Here is a 21,144-nt window from a genome sequence, read left to right as displayed (position 1 = left end):
GAAACACAAGAAATCCAAATGTAACATACAAGGAAGACAACTGTGACATGAATAGAATACAGCCGTAACATGCAATAGAGGACCGGAGTTTATCCGTTATTTATTTATAATGCCGGCAATATATGTTTCCAGATCAGATTGATTTCCGCTTGCATGTCGTTAATGTTGGCTGTTGTTACGATGACGGCATCCTTTTCGGGTAATACGATAATGTATTGGCCTGCTGCGCCGTCTGCCCGGAACCCGTTATGCCGGCAACGCCACATCTGGTAGCCGTATCCTTGTAACCAATCGCTGTCCTGGGGCTTCATCGTCAGGTTTTCGGGGCGCATTCCGGAAGGTAAGGAGGCTATTTTGGATGTTGTGGCCTCTTCGATCCAGGATTCCGGTAAAAGTTGCTTGCCGTTCCATTTTCCTTTTTGCAGGAAGAGTTGCCCCATCTTTGCCAGGTCTTCGGTTTTAAGATACAATCCCCAGCCGCCGCAATTGATACCCTGTGGGCTTTCAGTCCAGGAAGCCCCCGTGATTCTCAATGGCTGGAAAAGGCGGGGAGTGAGGTAGTCGATCACTTTCTGTCCGGTCACTTTCTGGACAATAGCGGAAAGCATATAGGTTCCGAGGCTGTTATATACAAAAAATGTACCGGGTTCATGTACGACAGGTATGGCCAGAAAGCCTTGAACCCAGTCTGTCCCTTCTTGCTTGCGGACCAAGCCGGTCGGATCGGCATCGTGCCCGCATGACATGGTCAGCAGGTGGCGGATCTCCATGTTTTTCAGATTCGGACTGATTTCTGCCGGGAGTTTATCGGGGAAGAAAGAGATGACCTTATCCGTCACTTTCAGTTTTCCTTCTGCAACGGCAAAACCGATGGCTGTCGCTGTAAATGTTTTGCTGACGGAGTTTAATACGTGCGGTTTGTTTTCGTCGCCTTCGCCCATCCATTTTGCGGCAATGACTTTACCGTGTTGGAGCACCATGATGCTGTGCAGGTCCTGCTTGGAGTTTTCCACATCTTTCAGATAGTTATCCATTGCCTTCACCATTGTCTTTGGGGTTGCTGCGCGGGGTAAATCCTGTGCGACGCCTGTTTGTCCCGAAAAAGAAAGAACTGATGCATATACCATGCATCCGAAAATCAGTTTGCTTATCTTGCCTTTTTTCATAATGTATATATGTTTATTGTAAGAGATTACATTGTGTAGTCTTTTCTGCTTCCAAAGATAATAAAATCTGTGTATTATACCAGGTTAAATAAAAACGTAATGTAACCGGTTATGGGACTGTCTTGAATATCAATTGTCATAAATGGCAGGTATTCTGTCAATTTTGTAACTATGTCTTTATCGCTTACTTTTTATTTTTGCTTTCGTAATTCTTAAATCCGTTTATTATGAATATTTTGTCCTGCGTAAAAAGTATTTCTATCCTGTTGGCTTGTTCCTGTTCGATGACAGGTGTGGCGCAAATCGTCAATAACTCTTCTGTAAAACAGGTTAAAATATCCGGTTATGTCGGAACCCGTATAGATGATTGTATCGCACATCGTGTAAAAGCACAGGATGTGGATCATTTGGTCGAACCTTTCCGCCACCAGGATGAAAAGTCACGTTGGCAGAGCGAGTTCTGGGGAAAATGGATACAGGGGGCGATCGCTTCTTACCGGTATAACCAGGATCCCGAACTGTACCAGATCATAAAGAATGCCGCGGAATCTTTGATGGAAACCCAGTTGCCAAACGGATATATCGGTAATTATGCGCCGGAATATCAGTTGCAGCAATGGGATGTATGGGGACGTAAATATACCTCTTTAGGTTTGATTGCCTGGTATGACCTCTCGGGCGATAAGAAAGCATTGGAAGCGGCCTGTAAAGTGGTCGACCATTTGATGACACAGGTTGGTCCTGGTAAGGTTGATATCGTTTCGACAGGAAATTACGTCGGTATGCCGAGTTCTTCCATCCTGGAACCGGTGATGTATTTGTATAACCGGACAAAAGAGGCGCGCTATCTCGATTTTGCCAAATATATTGTCGGACAATGGGAAACAGCCGGAGGTCCGCAATTGATCAGTAAAGCCATTGCAGATATTCCCGTTGCGAACCGTTTCCCGCATCCTAAAACCTGGTTTTCGCGTGAGAACGGGCAAAAGGCTTATGAAATGATGTCCTGCTATGAAGGTTTGCTGGAACTATACAAAGTGACAGGCAATCCGCTCTATCTTTCCGTAGTGGAAAAAACAGTCGGGCATATTATCCGGGAAGAGATTAATGTCGCCGGATCGGGTAGTGCTTTTGAATGCTGGTATGGGGGAGAAGAACGCCAGACGCAGCCGACTTACCATACGATGGAGACTTGTGTGACTTTCACCTGGATGCAGCTTTGCAACCGTTTATTGGGTGTTACGGGCAATTCTTTGTATGCCGATTATATGGAGACGGCCATTTATAATGCATTGATGGCGTCGTTGAAGGCGGATGCTTCCCAGATTGCAAAATATAGCCCGCTGGAAGGGTGGCGCCATGAAGGGGAAGAACAATGCGGCATGCATATTAATTGCTGTAATGCGAACGGACCGCGTGCCTTTGCCATGATTCCACAATTTGCTTATCAGGTTCAGGACGATTGTGTACATATCAACTTTTATGCTCCTTCCGAAGCCGATCTGGTTTTGCCCGGCAAGAAATCGGTTCAATTGAAGCAAACCACGGATTACCCGGCTACAGACCGGATCGATATAGAAGTCAATCCTGCTAAAGAAACTGCTTTTACGATTGCTTTGCGTATTCCGGCATGGAGTAAGATGGCAACGGTTTCTGTGAATGGACAGCCGGAAAGCGGTATTCTGCAAGGGGCCTACCTGCCTCTCAACCGCAAATGGAAAAAGGGTGACCGGATAAGCATCGAGCTGGATCTGCGTGCCCGTCTGGTAGAGAAAAATCAAGCGCAGGCAATTGTTCGAGGCCCTGTCGTCCTGGCTCGTGATAGTCGTTTCGGAGATGGTTTTGTGGATGAAACGTCTATTATCGTCAGCAAAGACGGGTATGTCGAGCTGACTCCTGTGGTTGCCCCCGGTTTTGCCTGGTTGGCTTTTACGGCTCCGATGGTATTGGGGACGGATCTTGAAGGTGATCGCGCCCCCAAACAGATTCATTTCTGCGATTTTGCATCAGCCGGTAATACTTGGGACAAGACACAGCGTTACCGGGTATGGCTGCCCAAGACGCTGAATGTGATGTATTCGCCTTATAAACCGTATAATCAATAAAAGAATATCCTGTTTTACAGATCCAGTTCTATCACATAGTCGATGTCTGTCGGTACTTCTGCCAGTTTCAGGACAACACCTTGCTTGTCTTGCGTAAACTTGACGGGTGTCTTATCTGTAAACATGACTGCTTTCTTGATCTTTTGGTCTGTGATGGGCAGGAAAAGACCTTTGTCTTGCAGGTTCAGGATGTGGGCGTATAGTTTGTTGCCTTTCTGTGTCGTCACGCCCCAGTCATGAGGAGGAACGATGCCGCCGCGGGTCCCGTAGATCGTTTCGCTGTATATCTTCATCCATTCTCCCATTTCTTTCAGGCGTTCGACAGAAATGGCAGGCAGTTCACCGTTGGGTTGCGGACCGATGTTCATCAGCAGGTTTGCATTCATTCCGGCGGCTTTCACCAGGTAATGGATCAGTGTTTTTGTCGATTTGTAATCCTGGTCGGTGATCTTATATCCCCACATACCGTTCATTGTTTCGCAGGTTTCCAGCGGGAGCGGGCTGACTTCCTGCCCTGAAAGCCCGGCATTGTTTTCTCCGGGCAAGTCACGCTCGAAGATCTGTATGTCTTCGCCTGGGAAAGGCGTCTGGTGATGGTTGTTCCCGACCAGGCAGGCCGGTTGCAGTTTATGTATCATGGCATACTGCTCGGGCAATTGCCAGTCGAAGCCCGGATTCTGGTCCTGGTCCCACCAGCCGTCAAACCAGATGGCGCCTACCGGACCGTAGTTGGTCAGCAGTTCCGTCAGTTGGTTATTCATAAACTGGTAATAGGTTTTCCACTCTCCGTGTGTCGTGCGTCCTGTTCCGTGGCCGGTTCGTCCGAGCGGGTAATAATCATCCCGGTACCAGTCGATATGGGAGTAGTAGAAATGGATTTTGATGCCTTGTTTATGGCATTCATCCGCCAGTTCTTTTACAATATCCCGTTTGAAAGGGGTTGCTTTCACTATGTTGTAGTCGGTGTATTTACTGTCGAACATCGAGAAACCGTCGTGATGGCGGGTTGTGAAACAAATATACTTGGCACCGGATGCCTTGATCGCCGCTACCCATTCGGCTGCATTGAATTTGGACGGATAGAAGCCACCCGCCAATTTGGCATACTCCTTATAATTGAGATTCTTGTTATGCATCGCCCATTCTCCGTCCGCCAACATACTGTAGATGCCGTAGTGGAGGAAAATACCGAATTTATTATCCTGAAACTCTTTTCTTGCCTGTACATTCTCCGGAACGGGAACATACTCCTTTTGTGACAGTGCCGGGAAGGCAAGACTGGCTGTCAATAATAGACTTAATACTCTCTTTTTCATTTATATTATTTATTTGTACCTATCCAAGTCCATTTATGCCAAATGGACTCCAACGGTCCTTGTTTATATTTGCCTAACCACCATTTACTGAATTTTATCTGCAAAAGGAATGTGAAAATTCCAATTAGTAAGCTAACCGTATATCCGCAATAAGGAGCAAGGTAAAAACCGAAGGGAAAGTAGATGATTACTCCAATGATGGATTGGGTTATGTAGTTGGTCAGACTCATTTTTCCGTAAAAACGCAGATTATTGACAGCCTGACTGAATTTCCGGCTCTGGTAAAGTAGAACGAAAGACGAAACCAGAACCAATGTGAAAGCTAACTTTTGCCACATATCAAATGCTGTTCCTGCAGTTTGCTGTACAATTGCGTTGTTCCCCATAATAAGCTCTTTTAATGTGTATAGGGGAGCAAATGCAATAGCGGATATTATCAGGGTTTTTACCCAAAAACGAAGGTTGTTCTCTGTGGTTACGAAAAGTTGCTTTCTTCCGATGTAGAAGCCTAAAAGAAACAATCCGGCTGTTTGGAAAAAACGTCCGGCATTTACGGCCCACAAGAAACTGGCTTTTTGTCCTAACGTGATATTGCCTGAAATGAAATCCCAAAAGCTTCCGTTTTTGGTGTATTCCGCCACTTCAGCATACATTTCACCTACTTTAAGGTCGGGTAGCTGGTGTGCCGGATTTATCAGATTGGCAATATAGTGATACCATTCGACCGGTTGTAGCAAGAAAATAACGGCCGTTATGATAATAGCCTTGTCACTCCAATTTCGAGTAAGGAACAATACTAATCCGACTACTACAAACAGAAGCAAAACGTCTCCAGCCGGGAAAAAGGCAGCGTTTAATGTGGCAAAACCAATCAACAGGACCAATCGCCACAGAAAGCGATAACCAAAATCCTTGCCCTGTTTCTTTTGATTATTGCATTGAATGTAGAATGTAAATCCGAACAGGAGGGCAAAAATGGCATAGGCTTTACCGGCAAAAAGGGTAAATACTCCGTTGAAAACACCTTGGTCTAAGATATGAAGCCAGTTAGGGGAACTGGCCGGATAGACCGGAAATATGAAATGTTCCAAATTATGAACCAGAATAATAGCCATTACAGCAAAGCCGCGTAAAGCATCCACGACTTCAATACGAGTTTTTTTTGTTTGTCAGTTGTTCCATGAGTTATTTATTTAGCATTGTTTTAATTTTTTTATTCGCCGGCTTTTCAAAGTAGTAATAAGAAAGCAGGCTTAATAGAATAACCGTGCAGAAAAGAACGGGTATCGAAATGTACCATGCGATCTGAGTAGTACTGCTTTTTTGCCATTCTACATAAAGCTGTAGTACAAGAAGGTGTATCAGATAAAAACTGTAACTGATTTCTCCTCCGATAATAAAAATACGGTTAGACAAAATACGCGAAACGACTCCCTTTTGGAGTGAGAAGCTTAGTAAAATGGCTGCAACAGGTAACCAATAGTAGCAGGAATAGCGATATACTTTGGGGATTTCGGCTGCATAGAAATAGAAGCCGGAGAATACAGCTACAGCTGTGATTTCAAATAGACTTCCCTGTAAAAAAGTAATGTCCTTATTTTTTAGCCGTTCATATAATTGGAATAGTAACATGCCGACAATGAAATCCGGAAAACGGGTTATCGGATTGACATACCAATATTCTTTTATATTCTCTTCTGGTGTAAAGTACATACCAATAAAAATCAAGATGGCCATAAATCCAAAAACATAAAGCAAGCGCTTGTAATTCTTTGTCAATGGTATAAGAAATGGGAAGCAAATGTAAAAAAGCTGTTCGCAACATAAACTCCACGAAGGACTGTTGAACGAGAAAAAATAGTCAGCTTTGGGTATATAGGCATTTGTTAATGTGAGCGAAGCTAAAAAATGCTTGAGCCAGTCCACAATCCCGGATGTTATGGCATAGCCACCTAAACCTGCAGCAATAAATAATGTCAGCCAGTGCAGGGGATAAACGCGAGCTATGCGTGCTATCCAAAAAGAACGTTTCGTTATAGTGCTTTTTTGTAGTTTCTCTTGGTAGTTATATGCTATGATAAAACCGCTTAATACAAAAAAGAAACTGACACCGACAAATCCTTCTTTGAAGAAATGGGTATTGAAAAAGTCGTTGATTATGTAACAGTGTGCTCCGAAAACCATTATTGCGAATATAAATCGCAACGATGTTAATGTATTAATCATGATTCAATGCTTATCGTCTTTTCATATATATGTCAAATAAATACGACAAATATACGAAAAGTATGCTTGGACATACCACATATGCCTACTAAAAGTAAATCAACTTAAAGCTGAGATAGCTTTTCGCTTTGCAGTTCCAATATATAAGCACGTCCCCGGTCGGTCGTGATTTTCAGATTCGTGTTTTCTTCGATAAGGGGCCGGAGCCTGCGGATAAGGGTGTTTAAGGTCTCGTCGGCGTTGATTTTCCCAGGCCATAAGGTCTCACATATCTCAGTCCGAGCCAGAATGTGTGTCGACGATAAATAGAACATCTCCATTAATGAATATTGCTGGGGAGTAAGTTTCAGTTTGTCTTTGTTCTCTTTATAGAAATAGTTTTTGCTGCAGGATAAAGTCAGGTTCCCGTATGAAATTTCAGGCTCGTCGGCCTTCTCCGTCGTTTCTTTTTCTTCTTTGTGACGGAGTTGGAAAAAGGCTGTTACTGCAAAAGCAACAGCTAGTAGCAGGAAAATAACCGGCCATGTTTTGTTCATCAGGCCGAATGTATCTAAAGGCGAACAGTTTGCATAGCCCTGAAAAGAGATACCCAGGTTATTTTGCAGGGAATCTTCAGCCGGAATTTGTGCCGATAGCCAGATGACCGTATCGCTTGCCAGATAGTGCTCGGACAGTTCCTTTCCTGTAACAGGTTGCGGGTTAGCTGCTTCTTTTTGGTTTTTGACTTGGATAATCAGCCCTGTTTTTTCCTTTTTCAGTTCGGAGAAGCTGAGTGCTTCCGCAAAATCATGGTTATAACTCTCGATGGAGACGGGATTCCCGAATAATGAAGACAGGTGCGAGTAAGTCCGGAGACTGTCCTGGCTCATCCACAGATGGCTTTTTTGCATGATGGTTTGTTGTAGCGCCTGGTTCAGATCGCTGATGATCGCCCGTTGCGTTTGGGTATAGTTATGGAAGCCAAAGCTGAACGAGAGCGCCAGCATGACGAATGTGAATAATAAGGATAAATTAGCTGTTAATCGTGTGTTCATCGTTCTTTCTGTCTGCATCATTTGATAAAACTAACGTTCGAAGGTAAGGATTTATTATAGAAAGTAATGCCCTGAAACCTCAAAATCGTCAGGAATAGGCTGAATGACCGGATGTCATGGATTTGTCAGATAAATGTCAGGCAGTTGTACGGCTTTTATTTATGATGTCGCTTGGCGGAAGGTCTACTTTTGCCTCTGTTATTTAAAGGTGAAAAGATCAGATGAAAAAATTATTGTATTTATTTATTGCATGCCTTTTCGTTGCAGGGACGGCAGGACAGGAGAAAAAGAAATATGAGTTGAAGGAGTTTGCTGCCGATTCGTTGGGTGTCCAGCCGTCGCTGCTCGATTCTCTTCCAGAGATCAGCATTGTTGCTTCCAAACCGCTGGTAAAGGCGGAGGTGGATAAGACTTCCTACAATGTGGCCGACGACCCGGATTCCAAAACGAATACGCTTCTCGAGATGCTTCGGAAGGTTCCGATGGTGACGGTAGACGGAGATGACAATGTGAAGGTCAACGGGAGTGGCAGTTTCCGTATATATATGAATGGGAAGCCCTCGAATATCCTGTCCAACAACCCGAAAGAAGTCTTGCGCAGTATTCCCGCCGGCACGGTAAAAAAGATTGAGGTGATAACCGATCCCGGCGCTAAGTATGATGCCGAAGGGGTAAGCGGCATTTTGAATATCGTGACAAAGAATTCGGATTTCGAGGGCTATAATGCCAGTGTGCAGGCTTTGGTCATGAACCAAGTCCGGATGTTTGGCGGCTATGGTACGATGAAATACGGGAAATTATCGCTTTCCGCCAACTATTCTTTCAGTGACTACCGGATGAAAATGGAGACGGATTATAGACGGCACCAGCTCAACACGCCGGAAGAATCCTATCTGCAGGTCTTATCGTCAACCAAAGATAAGACTCCGGGGCACTTCGGCGGACTGGAAGCCAGTTATGAGATAGACACGCTGAATCTGATAGCAGTTTCGGCTTCTTTGAATATTGCACGTAATGAGGAAATTTCCCATAGCGGCTATGATATGCAGGGTTCCGGAAACCATCCTGTCTATGCTTACAATCAGACTTCGGACGAACGGGAGAAATGGGGAAGCAGTTCGGTTAAAGTCGACTTTCAGCATCTTTTCAAACGGAATAAGGAGGAGATGTTGACTGCTTCCTGGCAATATGATTATATGCCGGATGACGTCACACAGTATCTGGATATTACGGATAAGAAAGGGGATTCTCCCTCTCTCCAATACCTGAACGCCTTCAACCGGCAGGTCAACCAGGCTAATGGACGGGAATATACGCTGCAACTGGATTATGTAAATCCTTTCCGTGAAAAGCACCGTCTGGAAGGCGGCCTGAAATACATCCGCCGCAACAACCGGAGTGAGGCGTTGTCTGAAAAGAGAAATCTGGAATCGGATAGCTGGCAGCCTGCCGATTTTCAACCGGAGATAGAATATGAGCACATACAGAATATTATGGCTGCTTATGCCGGTTATACGTTTTCTTTCGGTAATTGGAGTATGAATAGCGGGTTGAGAATGGAACATTCCTGGCAGGATGTAAATTATAAACAGGGAAACGGCACGGACTTCGATTACCGGGCGACACATTGGGTTCCGTCACTGTCTGTTTTGTATAAACTGAGTGACCGGCAACAGTTGCGCCTTGCCTATAATATCCGTTTGCGGCGTCCGGGAATCGGTTACCTGAATCCTTATGTGCTGATATCCGGGACCAGTATCAGGTATGGAAATCCGGAGCTGGTTGCCGAAAAGAACCACCGTGTCAACTTGTCGTACAGCTATTTCGGGTCGAAGCTGAATGTGCAGGCAACAGTACTCTATTCCCGGGGAAACGGTACGATCAGCGCGTATCAGTTTCTCGACGAGGAAGGCGTGCTGAACAGGACGTATGCAAATCTTTCGAAATTCAATGCGGGCGCCCTTACGCTATATATGGGATATAACCCGACTCCCAAAACATCCGTTTCTTTGAATGCAATCTTTCAATATCTCGATTATCACCCGGTAAAGAAGTATGAGGCGTATTTCCCGGAAGGCGGCAACTCCGGTTTCAGCGGATCTGTCTTTGCTAATTTCAGCCAGAAGATAGGGACTGGCTGGCGGTTTGTCCTTTCGTCCGGTGTTATGCGTCCGGAAATCAGCATCGGGCGGGTGCCGGAAACCTATTATTTCTATAGCTGTTATCTGGGGAAAACGTTTTTGAATGACAAACTAACGATTGCCTTGCGCGGACAGGATTTTGCAGAATCTTACCATGTGTCGAGAAGCAAAGAGTCTTTTGCAGATTTTGAATCCCGCCAAAAGACAAAGAAGTTCGGCCGGACATTCGGTATCACGTTTAGCTATAGTTTTGGCAATCTGAAAGAAAAAGTCAGGAAGGCGGCACGCAGTATCGAGAATGATGACCTGACAGGAAAGGATAAATAAAAAATCGTACCTTTGTGTCTTTAAATACGCAAGACACGTGGAAGAATATCTGAAACAACTAAATGAAAGTCAGCGCGAAGCGGTTGTCTATACGGAAGGCCCTTCACTTGTGATCGCGGGAGCCGGGTCGGGAAAAACGCGCGTGCTGACTTATAAAATAGCTTATTTACTGCAACAGGGATTGCCGCCCTGGAGCATTCTGGCACTTACATTCACCAATAAGGCGGCTCGCGAGATGAAAGAGCGTATCGCCACTCTCACGGACGAACAGACGCGCGCCGGTTGTGGATGGGGACGTTCCATTCCCTTTTTTCCCGTATTCTGAGGAATGAAGCGGAGCATATCGGTTATCCGTCCAACTTTACCATTTACGATGCAACCGATTCCAAAAGCCTGCTTCGTTCTATCATGAAGGAAATGCAGCTTGATGATAAGGTCTATCGGCCGGGGATGATACAAAGCCGTATCTCGAATGCAAAAAATGCACTTGTCACCTGGAAAGCTTATGAACAGAATAAGGAATTGGTGCAACATGACATGGATTCAAAAGTCCCTCTGGTGCGCGAGATATACAAACGGTATCAGAACCGCTGCCTGCAAGCCGGGGCGATGGATTTCGACGATTTGCTGTTGCAGACGAATATCCTGTTTCGCGACCATCCGGATGTGTTGGAGAAGTACCGGAGCTTTTTCCGTTTCGTACTGGTCGACGAGTATCAGGATACGAACTTTGCCCAGCATCTGATCGTACAGCGTTTGTGCGAGACGCATCGCCGCATCTGTGTTGTCGGGGATGATGCGCAGAGTATCTATTCGTTCCGCGGGGCGAATATCGATAACATCCTGCAGTTTAAGAATCAGTATCCGGGATGCCGCATCTTCAAGCTGGAACGGAATTACCGTTCTACGCAGAATATTGTAAACGCAGCAAACAGCCTGATCCATAAGAACACGAAACAGATTCAGAAAACGGTTTATTCGGAAAAGGAGGAAGGTAACAAAGTCTCTGTATTGGCCTCTTATTCCGATTATGAGGAAGGATATGCGGTTGCCGGCAAAATCAACGATATGCGTATGCGGAACTATGATTATGCTGATTTTGCCATTCTGTATCGTACCAACGCCCAGTCGCGTATTCTCGAAGAGGCGCTGCGTAAACGGGGAATCCCTTATAAGATATACGGTGGCCTGTCTTTTTATCAGCGTAAGGAGGTGAAGGACGTCATTTCTTACCTGCGTCTGATCATTAACCCGCACGACGAGGAGGCGTTCAAACGGATCATAAACTATCCGGCACGCGGGATAGGAGAGACGACTTTAGGTAAGTTGACTGCGGCTGCAACGGAGCATAATGTCAGTCTGTGGACCGTATTGAATGATCCGATCGGATATGCCTTGCAGATCAATAACGGAACAGCAAAGAAACTGGGGAATTTCCGGGAAATGATTGCTGGTTTTATCGAAAGAAACGATAAATTGTCTGCAGAAGAAATAGCCTCTGCGGTGGTCAAAGAAAGTGGTATTGTGAGTATCTTGTTTCAAGACCGGTCGGTAGAGGGGATCAGTAAGCAGGAAAACTTGCAGGAGTTGTTGAAAGGTATTGCCGAGTTCTGCGAGATAAGGCGTGAAGAAGGGGCGGAACATGTTTCGCTGGCCGATTTTTTGTCTGAAGTATCTTTGTTGACGGATCAGGATAACGATAAGGACGAGCAGGCTAACAAAGTGACGATGATGACGGTTCATGCCGCTAAAGGGTTGGAGTTCAAGAATGTTTTTGTTGTCGGCTTGGAAGAAGACTTGTTCCCGTCGTCAATGTCGAAGGATAATCCGAGGGCGGTTGAAGAAGAACGCCGTCTCTTTTATGTCGCTATCACCCGTGCGGAAGAAAACTGCATGTTGACCTATGCCAAGAGCCGTTACCGGAACGGACAAAGTGCGATGTGTTCGCCCAGCCGTTTTTTGCGGGATATCGATACTAAATATCTGCATATGCCGGAAAATACCGCTGCGACAGATGCGTCGGCCGCTTCACGTGAACGTTTTGAGCGTCCGTCTGCTTTTACTTCTCCTTTCCAGCAACCGAGGCTGTGGAAAGGGAAACGTATGTTTCTCCGGTTGCCCAAGCCGTACAACGGCAATCGCGTCTGACAAAGGTGCAAACAGCGGCAGCTTCTCCTTCCTCGGCTCCGGCTTCCGATCTTTCGGGCTTGTATGTGGGAGCCAAAGTCCGGCATGATCGCTTCGGTGAAGGCGAAGTCACTGCAATAGAAGGGGATGGAGGCAATGCTAAAGCTACTGTTGCATTTACCCATTTCGGGCAAAAGCAGCTGCTTTTGAAGTTTGCCCGCTTGGCTATAGTCGAATAAATTCAGGTAAATCGATTGATATTCTGGAATGAATCTCCTATCTTTGAGGCATTATCTCCCTTTTTGAGAGGAGTGTGGGGCATGTAATCTTCGTTTCGCCTGGCAGCATTTTGAAGATTGCGTGCCTTTTTTGTGTCCGACTCAAAAAGGGAAATACTTTAAATTATTGTAATCTATAGGTTAATGGGACAGTATATTGTACGCGGACAACCGTTCCGTCTTTCAGCTTTCCCGGAGTCCATTTCGGCATGGAATTTATTACTCGTAAGGCTTCCTTATCCAATGAAGGATATAAAGGTTGTACTATTTTAGCATTTGTAATCATTCCGTCTTTTTCAATAACAAATGAGATATTGACTGTGCCTTGCTTTCCTAATCTTTGAGCTTCTACCGGATATTTTATACTTTTAGCAAGAAATTGCAATAAAGCTCCTTCTCCGCCTGGGAATTCCGGTTTAATATCACATTTATCCAAATCGTAAATCTTATCCTTGCCGGGAGGAAGCGGATCGGCAATTTCCGTTTCGGAAACAACTGTTTCAAGAGCCGGCAACTGGATAACATCTGTTACCTTTTCATTTAATACTCGCGCCATTGCATCAATATTATTGAGCAACAACAAGCCTGCGGCCATCGGGATCAGTGCCAGATACTTTACTTTTCTGACACTGTTTGTTCTTTTTTTGTTTAACATCGTAATTCTCTTTTTTAGTGGTAAGACACTGAAATTATTATATAAATTCGCTATTGCCATATTGGGTTGTTCCATTCCGATCAGGTGGTATTGGTATTCTTTCTTGTTAAAACCGGAAAGCATAACCTGTTCATCTGCAATAAATTCATGATTTATGCTGATCTCTTTCTTTAACCACCAGGCAAACGGATTGATCCAGCAAATAATGCAGACGATTTCACTCAGAAGTATGTCGGCTGAATGCCATTGACAGACGTGTGTGCGTTCGTGTACCAGAATGTCATCAAGCTTTTCCCCGTAATCCTGGGAAGGAGAAATAAAAATCCATTTGAAGAAAGAGTAAGAACTTTCATCTTTTGGAAGGAGGCAAATCCGGATGCCGTTTAATGTGATTTTCCGGCATTTCTTGTATAGCTGGCAAACCGTGAATAGCTCTGCCAAACATCTGAATAGTAAGATACTTGTTCCCGCCAGCCAGATTAATTGCATAACTGTAAGCCCAGTCTCTTTCCAACCTGTGGTAGAGGTGATTTCGTGATTAGGCATTGTAACGGTCTCTTTTGGCAGCAAAACAGAATAGTAACTGACTATATCCGCCACACTTGTCTGACCAGCCAACCAGCCGCTTAAATCCGGTAGAGGATACAGGAATGCAACCAAGTAAATCGACAATAAAACACCTCTGCGCAACCTGAAGAACGTGTCTTCACGGAACAGGAGGCGATAGCAGACATATAAGAGTGCCAATGCCAGGTTTACTTTCAGAAAATAAATGAGTACCGGAGTTATCATACTGATTTCTTTTGTGTTGATTATTCTTCTTTCTCAATCTGATCCATTAGCTCCTGCAAGTCGCTTTTAGACAGTTTGCGGTCGCGGACAAAGAAAGAAACCATTTCTTTGTAAGAACCTGTAAAATAGTTGCGGACAACATTAGACATGAAAGTTCGCTTGTAGTCAGTCTCTTTCACCCGGGGAAAAAATTGGGTGATCGTTCCGAACTTCTTCGGAGTGACATATTTTTTCTTTTCCAGATTGCGTACAACCGATGCTACACTGGTATATGGAGGGCGTGGTTCAGGCATTTCATTCAGTATGTCACGGATGAAACAGGGGCCCAGTTTCCATATATACAACATAATGTCTTCTTCTTGTGATGTCAGTCTTTCCATTATTTTATTATTTAAATAACAAACTACTATGTTTTCGCAAATCTACTAAATCTAAGTAGATGAGCGCTGCTTTGAGTCGTAATTATTGTTAACAGATCGAATTATCCTTCCGTTTGTTCATTTTCTATATAGGACTTTCTGGACTTTTGTCTCTATATTTTTATATTCGATCTGTGGGAAGGTTGTTTTTGAGGGTGTCGGAAATATTAATGAGAACGTCGAAAATATTAATGACATCCTCGAAAACATTTATGAGGGCGTCATTAATAGATTTTCTGCAGATCAAAGTATTGGTATAATCTCTGCTTTTACGTATCTTTGCACTTCGGACAAAAAACGTATCGGATGATAGATTTCAATGTGATACCATCCCCATGTTATGTGATGGAAGAAGAATTGCTTCGCCGTAATTTATCGCTTATAAAAGGCGTGAAGGAGCGGGCTGGTGTAAATATAATTTTAGCTTTTAAGGCATTTGCAATGTGGAAGGCATTCCCGATTGTGCGTGAATATATTCCATATTCAACGGCCAGTTCAATCTATGAGGCTCAATTGGCATTTGAAGAAATGGGCAGTCGGGCGCATACCTATTCGCCGGCTTATACGGAAGCGGATTTCCCTACAATCCTGAAATACAGTAGCCATGTGACATTTAATTCGCTTTCGCAGTTCCAGCGGTTTTATCCGATGGTGCAGGCTGACGGAAACCGGGTGTCGTGCGGTTTGCGGATTAATCCCGAGTATTCGAAAGTGGAAACGGATTTGTATAATCCTTGTGCACCGGGTTCGCGGATGGGTGTAATCAGTGATCTGCTGGGCGACAAGTTGCCGGAAGGAATCGAAGGATTGCATTTTCATACCTTGTGCGAATCGTCCTCTTATGATTTGGAAAAAACATTAGGGGAGGTGGAAAAGCGTTTCGGTCGTTTCCTGCCACATATAAAATGGTTGAATATGGGCGGCGGGCACTTGATGACGCGGAAAGATTATGATACGGAGCATCTGATCGCTCTTTTACAGTCGTTTAAAGCCCGGTATCCGAACCTTGAGATTATTATGGAGCCGGGAAGCGCATTTGCCTGGCAGACTGGTTTTCTGTTGACGACTGTTGTGGATATTGTTGAGAATCACGGCATTAAAACGGCTATTATTGATGCCTCGTTCACCTGTCATATGCCGGATTGCCTGGAAATGCCTTATAAGCCTGCCATTCGCGGAGCCAGTGAGCCGGTAGAAGGGAAACCGACCTATCGTATCGGAGGAAACAGTTGTCTGAGTGGTGATTATATGGGAGACTGGTCGTTTGACCAGCCGTTGAAAGTGGGCGACCGTTTGATATTTGAGGACATGATTCACTATACGGTTGTCAAAACGTCGATGTTCAATGGAATCCCGCATCCGTCCTTAGCTTTGTGGAGCAAGGATGATGCGCTTGTGATGTATCGCCGGTTCGGTTACGAAGATTACAAAAACCGGATGAGCTAAGGATTTGTCGATTGTCTATTGTCAATTATCAATTATTTAGTAATTTAGCGCACTCGTTTCTAATAGGAATAAATTAAGCAGTAAGATATGGGCATTTTTAACTTTTTCAGTAAGGAAAAAAAAGAGACTCTGGATAAAGGGTTATCAAAGACAAAAGAAAATGTATTTTCCAAGATTACCAGAGCCATCGCCGGTAAGAGCAAGGTGGATGACGAAGTGCTGGACAATCTGGAAGAGGTTTTGATCACGTCCGATGTCGGCGTAGATACTACACTGAAAATCATTTCCCGTATCGAAGACCGTGTGTCGAGAGATAAGTATGTGACAACTGCCGAGTTGACTGCTATCCTGCGTGAAGAAATTGCCGCCCTGCTGACTGAAAACCATACGGAAGACTTGGAGTCGTTTACGGTTCCGGAAGATAAAAAGCCGTATGTTATCATGGTTGTTGGTGTAAATGGCGTGGGCAAGACCACTACGATCGGCAAGTTAGCTTATCAGTTCAAGAAAGCCGGAAAGAATGTTTACCTCGGAGCGGCCGATACATTCCGTGCGGCAGCCGTCGAGCAATTGGTGATTTGGAGCGAACGGGTAGGAGTGCCTATCGTGAAACAGAAAATGGGATCGGACCCGGCTTCTGTGGCTTTCGACACATTGAGTTCTGCGAAGGCGAATGGTGCCGATGTTGTTATTATCGACACGGCTGGCCGTTTGCATAACAAGATCAACCTGATGAACGAGCTGACCAAGATCAAAAACGTGATGAAGAAAGTGATTCCGGATGCTCCCCATGAAGTATTGTTGGTGTTGGACGGTTCTACCGGACAGAATGCGTTTGAGCAGGCCAAGCAGTTTACAGCAGCAACTGAAGTGAATGCTTTAGCTGTTACCAAGCTGGACGGGACTGCCAAAGGCGGTGTCGTGATCGGTATTTCAGACCATTTCCGTATTCCGGTTAAATACATCGGTTTGGGTGAAGGCATGGAAGACTTGCAGGTATTCAACAGAAAAGAATTTGTGAACTCCCTCTTCGGAGAATAAATATGCGGAAAAATAAAGTCGATATTATAACATTAGGTTGTTCGAAAAACCTGGTGGATTCAGAACAACTTATGCGCCAATTCGTGGCAAACGGTTATGCCGTCGAACACGATCCACATAAAATTAACGGTGAAATCGTAGTCGTAAACACTTGCGGTTTTATCGGTGATGCACAAGAAGAGTCGATCAATATGATCCTTGACTTGGGTGAAGCGAAGAAGAAAGGAAAGATCGGTAAACTGTTCGTAATGGGGTGCCTGTCCGAACGCTTCCTGAAAGATCTGGAAAACGAATTGCCGGAGGTTGATCATTTTTATGGGAAGTTTAACTGGAAGGAACTGTTGAACGATTTGGGTAAATCCTATCACCGTGAACTGGCTTCCGACCGTGTGCTGACAACTCCCCGGCATTATGCCTATCTGAAGATTGCGGAAGGGTGTAACCGTACTTGTTCCTATTGTGCCATTCCGATCAGTACGGGGCATTATCAGTCCGTTCCGATGGAAGATATCGAGCGGGAAGTCCGCTTGTTGGTGGAGCAGGGGGTGAAAGAGTTCCAGGTGATTGCGCAGGATCTGACTTACTACGGTCTTGACCTGTATAAACGTTATGCGCTGCCCGAATTGATAGAACGTATCTCCGATATTCCAGGCGTGGAATGGATTCGCCTCCATTATGGATATCCTTCCCATTTCCCTTATGATTTGCTGCGGGTTATGCGTGAACGCGATAATGTCTGTAAATATATGGATATCGCGTTGCAACATATCAGCGATCCGATGCTTGCAAAAATGCGCCGGAACATCACGAAAGAAGAAACCTATGCGTTGATACGGCGGATGCGCGAGGAAGTTCCCGGCATCCATTTACGGACAACCTTGATGGTTGGCCATCCGGGTGAAACGGAACAGGATTTTGAAGAGTTGGTAGCCTTTGTGAAGGATGTCCGCTTCGAACGTATGGGAGCTTTTGCTTATAGCCACGAAGAAGGAACCTATTCCTTTAAACATTATACCGATGACGTCGATCCGGATGTAAAGCAAGATCGTCTGGATTATTTGATGCGTATCCAGGAAGGTATTTCGGCAGATATAAATGCATCCAAGATCGGAAAAGAGTTTAAAGTGATAATCGACCGTGAAGAGGATGACTTTTATGTAGGCCGTACGGAATTCGATTCGCCGGAAGTCGATCCGGAGATTCTTATTACCAAAGAAAAGGTACTGACTCCCGGACAGTTCTATAACGTACAAATAGAAGACGCTCAAGCCTTTGATTTGTACGGAAAAGTGCTTTAATATGATATAAAAACTGCAAAGAAGTTTGCCAGTTTACGAAAAAATAACTAATATAGCTGCATAATCTATTAATGGATGCGGATATGAAGAATAAGGAACTGATTACCGAACTTGCCTCTCGTATGGGATGGACTGCACAGGAAGTTACCGATACACTTTCTGTTTTAGTTCTGTGGTCAGTTCCCGTTTAGTAGATAACGACATCGTTTACCTGCAAGGGTTCGGTCAGTTTGAAGTGAAAAAGAAGGCGGAGCGTATCTCTGTCAATCCTTCGAACGGAAAGCGTTATCTGGTGCCTCCAAAACTCGTTCCGGTATTCAAGCCGGGAACCACCGTGAAGAATAAACTTAAAGAATTAAGCGAACATGAATAACCGGCTGACCATACAGGATTTGGCTGGTTTGTTAGCCGAATATACAGGGAAAGACAAGAACAGCACCGAACGTTTTCTGAGAGAATTTATAGCGGTTGTTTCGGATGGTGTCTATGCTGATAAGCTTGTGAAGGTGAAGGGGCTCGGTACATTCAAAATCATTCCTGTGGAGAAGCGTGAAAGTATCCATGTAAATACGGGTGAACGTTTCGTAATTCCGGAACATTATAAGTTTTCCTTCCTCCCCGATAAAGATTTGCGGGAACTTGTCAACAAGCCTTTTTCTTTTTTTGAGACAACCGAATTAGGTGAGAACGTCGATTTTACCGATATGGACGTGAGTGCTGACGAGTCGGAAGAAAAGGAGACGGAAGACGAATCGGTAGAAGAGGTGATGCCGGAAGAAAAGCGTTTGCCACAGGTAGAAGATGCCACACAGGAGGATTCTGCCCTTGTCGAGCAGCCTGATAGCTCTCCTGATGAACCAGCTGTCCCATCCCCGCACTCGATGCGGGATCGCGAGGAAACAGACGATATCGTTCTTGATAATACGGATAATAATGTAGCTCCTGATCCTGTTGAGGCGGATAACAGCCAGCCACTTTGCGATCCCGCGTCAGGCGCGGGAACGGGTAAGTCCCGTACAAAGCGGAATGTGGCAATCTGCGTATTCGTGTTCTTTTTGATTGCCTTTAATGTGTGTCTTTATCTGAACCGCAGCCATTTCTTCGAAGGAGAAAAAGAAACTTCCGTTTTAAAGAAAGATACCGTTTCTTCAAAAGAAGACAAATCATGGATGCTCAAACCGGAAGAGGTTAAAAAGCGCATGGGGGTTGCCCAAGTGGATTCTGTGCGACAAGATACGACTCAGGTCACAACTCAAACGACCGAAGCAAAGCCGGAAACCACTTCTCCAAAAGTAATCGCCCGTGTCAAAATAGAACCGGGTAGCCGCCTGACTCTTATTTCGTTGGATTATTACGGCAGCAAAATTTTCTGGGTATATCTGTATGAACACAATAAAGCTATTATAAAAGATCCGAACAATATACCTATCGGCACTGTTATCGAAGTGCCTGCTCCTGAGCTGTATGGTATTAATCGCCGTGACCGTGCTTCCGTGGAGAAAGCTGCAGCCCGCCAGACCGAGATTCTGAGTGGCCAACTGTAATAAAAATGCTCCCTTTTAAGTAAAATAAAACAAAATACTTCCATATAGGTTAGTATTATTTAACTGCGAAAGTGTAGAATACGAATTTAACATTTCTAATTTTGTGCATCTCAAAAAAGCAAGTAAAAATAATAACAATATAATTGAAGAAAATCTATGAGTCAGACAGTAGACATTCGTGAGTTGAACGAGCGGATTGAAAGTAAAAGTTCGTTTGTGAACATGATTACGATGGGTATGGACCAGGTAATTGTTGGACAGAAACATTTGGTGGAATCGTTATTGATCGGTCTGCTTTCAGATGGTCATATCCTGCTGGAAGGTGTGCCTGGGTTGGCAAAGACTTTGGCCATTAAAACACTGGCGTCATTGATCGATGCGAAATACAGCCGTATCCAGTTCACGCCGGACTTGCTGCCGGCCGACGTTATCGGTACTATGATTTATAGTCAGAAAAGCGAAGAATTTATGGTTAAACAAGGACCTGTCTTCGCTAATTTTGTATTGGCGGATGAAATCAACCGTGCACCGGCGAAGGTCCAGAGTGCACTTTTGGAAGCGATGCAGGAACGCCAGGTAACAATCAGTGAAAATACTTACAAGCTGCCGGAACCGTTCCTGGTAATGGCTACACAGAACCCGATCGAGCAGGAAGGTACTTATCCGCTGCCAGAAGCACAGGTAGACCGTTTCATGCTGAAGGTCATAATCAACTATCCGAAAAAAGAAGAAGAAAAACTGATTATCCGTCAGAATATCTCAGGAGTGAAACCGGACATCAAACCGATCCTGAGCAAAGAGGAAATCCTGGAAGCCCGCAAGGTTGTCCGCGAAGTTTATCTGGATGAGAAGATCGAGCGTTATATCGTCGACATCGTTTTTGCAACCCGTTTCCCGCAGGAACACGGTCTGGCAAACTTGGCTAATATGATCTCGTTCGGTGCTTCTCCACGTGCTTCTATCAACTTGGCATTGGCAGCCCGTGCATACGCGTTCATCAAACGCAGAGGCTACGTGATTCCTGAAGATATTCGTGCCGTATGCCACGACGTTATGCGTCACCGTATCGGCCTGAGCTACGAGGCAGAAGCAAACAATCTGACATCGGAAGAGGTGATCAGTGAAATTCTGAACAAGGTTGAAGTACCTTAATAATTGAAAATGGAAAATGGAGAATTGAAAATTAAAGGGACTGACTCTTTGAAACTACATTCTCCGTTAATTTGAAA

The 21,144-nt window shown here is 44.7% G+C and carries 13 protein-coding genes and 3 pseudogenes; 9 read left to right on the top strand and 7 right to left on the bottom strand.

Going from position 1 to position 21,144, the window contains the following annotated elements:
• Positions 1 to 104: 104 nt before the first annotated feature.
• Positions 105 to 1,085 (bottom strand): annotated as a pseudogene (locus tag DW083_RS01800) (serine hydrolase domain-containing protein); the annotation flags it as partial.
• A gap of 308 nt (positions 1,086 to 1,393) precedes the next feature.
• Here DW083_RS01800 and DW083_RS01795 point away from each other — a divergent pair.
• Positions 1,394 to 3,271 (top strand): glycoside hydrolase family 127 protein, encoded by a 1,878-nt coding sequence (locus DW083_RS01795; protein ID WP_122331220.1) that lies wholly within the window; start codon positions 1,394 to 1,396, stop codon positions 3,269 to 3,271.
• Between the two features lie 14 nt (positions 3,272 to 3,285).
• Here DW083_RS01795 and DW083_RS01790 read toward each other — a convergent pair whose 3' ends face one another.
• From DW083_RS01790 to DW083_RS01775, 4 genes are all read right to left on the bottom strand, one after another.
• Positions 3,286 to 4,587, bottom strand: a complete 1,302-nt coding sequence (locus DW083_RS01790; RefSeq protein ID WP_122331219.1) for an alpha-L-fucosidase — start codon at positions 4,585 to 4,587, stop codon at positions 3,286 to 3,288.
• A gap of 5 nt (positions 4,588 to 4,592) precedes the next feature.
• Positions 4,593 to 5,738 (bottom strand): DUF418 domain-containing protein, encoded by a 1,146-nt coding sequence (locus DW083_RS01785; RefSeq protein WP_370038578.1) that lies wholly within the window; start codon positions 5,736 to 5,738, stop codon positions 4,593 to 4,595.
• Positions 5,739 to 5,772: 34 nt separating this feature from the next.
• Positions 5,773 to 6,813 (bottom strand): acyltransferase, encoded by a 1,041-nt coding sequence (locus DW083_RS01780; protein ID WP_122331218.1) that lies wholly within the window; start codon positions 6,811 to 6,813, stop codon positions 5,773 to 5,775.
• A 104-nt stretch (positions 6,814 to 6,917) separates the two neighbouring features.
• The gene (locus DW083_RS01775; RefSeq protein ID WP_122331275.1) at positions 6,918 to 7,847 is read right to left on the bottom strand and encodes a helix-turn-helix domain-containing protein; all 930 of its coding nucleotides are present in this window, start codon (positions 7,845 to 7,847) and stop codon (positions 6,918 to 6,920) included.
• A gap of 221 nt (positions 7,848 to 8,068) precedes the next feature.
• Between DW083_RS01775 and DW083_RS01770 the strand changes: the two genes are divergently transcribed.
• Complete coding sequence (locus DW083_RS01770) at positions 8,069 to 10,315, top strand: outer membrane beta-barrel family protein (RefSeq protein WP_122331217.1); 2,247 nt, start codon at positions 8,069 to 8,071, stop codon at positions 10,313 to 10,315.
• Between the two features lie 37 nt (positions 10,316 to 10,352).
• Positions 10,353 to 12,681 (top strand): annotated as a pseudogene (locus DW083_RS01765) (ATP-dependent helicase).
• A gap of 163 nt (positions 12,682 to 12,844) precedes the next feature.
• Here the strand turns inward: DW083_RS01765 and DW083_RS01760 are convergent.
• Together DW083_RS01760 and DW083_RS01755 are read right to left on the bottom strand one after the other, a co-directional pair.
• A complete protein-coding gene (locus DW083_RS01760; RefSeq protein ID WP_122331216.1) occupies positions 12,845 to 14,167 on the bottom strand; it encodes a TonB family protein in 1,323 nt (440 codons plus the stop codon).
• A 20-nt stretch (positions 14,168 to 14,187) separates the two neighbouring features.
• Positions 14,188 to 14,547: a BlaI/MecI/CopY family transcriptional regulator gene (locus DW083_RS01755; RefSeq protein ID WP_115500314.1), complete on the bottom strand. Its 360-nt coding sequence runs from the start codon at positions 14,545 to 14,547 to the stop codon at positions 14,188 to 14,190.
• 345 nt (positions 14,548 to 14,892) lie between these two features.
• On the opposite strand from DW083_RS01755, the gene nspC reads away from it, so the two are divergent.
• From nspC to DW083_RS01725, 6 genes and pseudogenes are all read left to right on the top strand, one after another.
• Positions 14,893 to 16,032: a carboxynorspermidine decarboxylase gene (nspC, locus tag DW083_RS01750; protein ID WP_122331215.1), complete on the top strand. Its 1,140-nt coding sequence runs from the start codon at positions 14,893 to 14,895 to the stop codon at positions 16,030 to 16,032.
• Between the two features lie 87 nt (positions 16,033 to 16,119).
• Positions 16,120 to 17,073, top strand: coding sequence for a signal recognition particle-docking protein FtsY (gene ftsY / locus DW083_RS01745; RefSeq protein ID WP_115500312.1), 954 nt, complete (start codon positions 16,120 to 16,122; stop codon positions 17,071 to 17,073).
• 2 nt (positions 17,074 to 17,075) lie between these two features.
• Positions 17,076 to 18,371: a 30S ribosomal protein S12 methylthiotransferase RimO gene (gene rimO, locus DW083_RS01740; protein WP_122331214.1), complete on the top strand. Its 1,296-nt coding sequence runs from the start codon at positions 17,076 to 17,078 to the stop codon at positions 18,369 to 18,371.
• An 83-nt stretch (positions 18,372 to 18,454) separates the two neighbouring features.
• Positions 18,455 to 18,744: pseudogene (locus DW083_RS01735) on the top strand (HU family DNA-binding protein).
• Positions 18,737 to 19,915: an HU family DNA-binding protein gene (locus DW083_RS01730; protein WP_122331213.1), complete on the top strand. Its 1,179-nt coding sequence runs from the start codon at positions 18,737 to 18,739 to the stop codon at positions 19,913 to 19,915. Before DW083_RS01735 ends, DW083_RS01730 begins: the two are co-directional and overlap by 8 nt.
• Before the next feature lie 156 nt (positions 19,916 to 20,071).
• Entirely contained in the window at positions 20,072 to 21,067 is a 996-nt protein-coding gene (locus DW083_RS01725; RefSeq protein ID WP_122331212.1) for a MoxR family ATPase, read from the top strand.
• Positions 21,068 to 21,144: the final 77 nt, after the last annotated feature.

It is taken from the genome of Parabacteroides sp. AF48-14, from assembly GCF_003477465.1.
GTDB lineage: Bacteria > Bacteroidota > Bacteroidia > Bacteroidales > Tannerellaceae > Parabacteroides > Parabacteroides acidifaciens.
The sequence above is the reverse complement of the archived record's forward strand: the minus strand, read 5'-3'. Positions and strand labels throughout refer to the sequence as shown.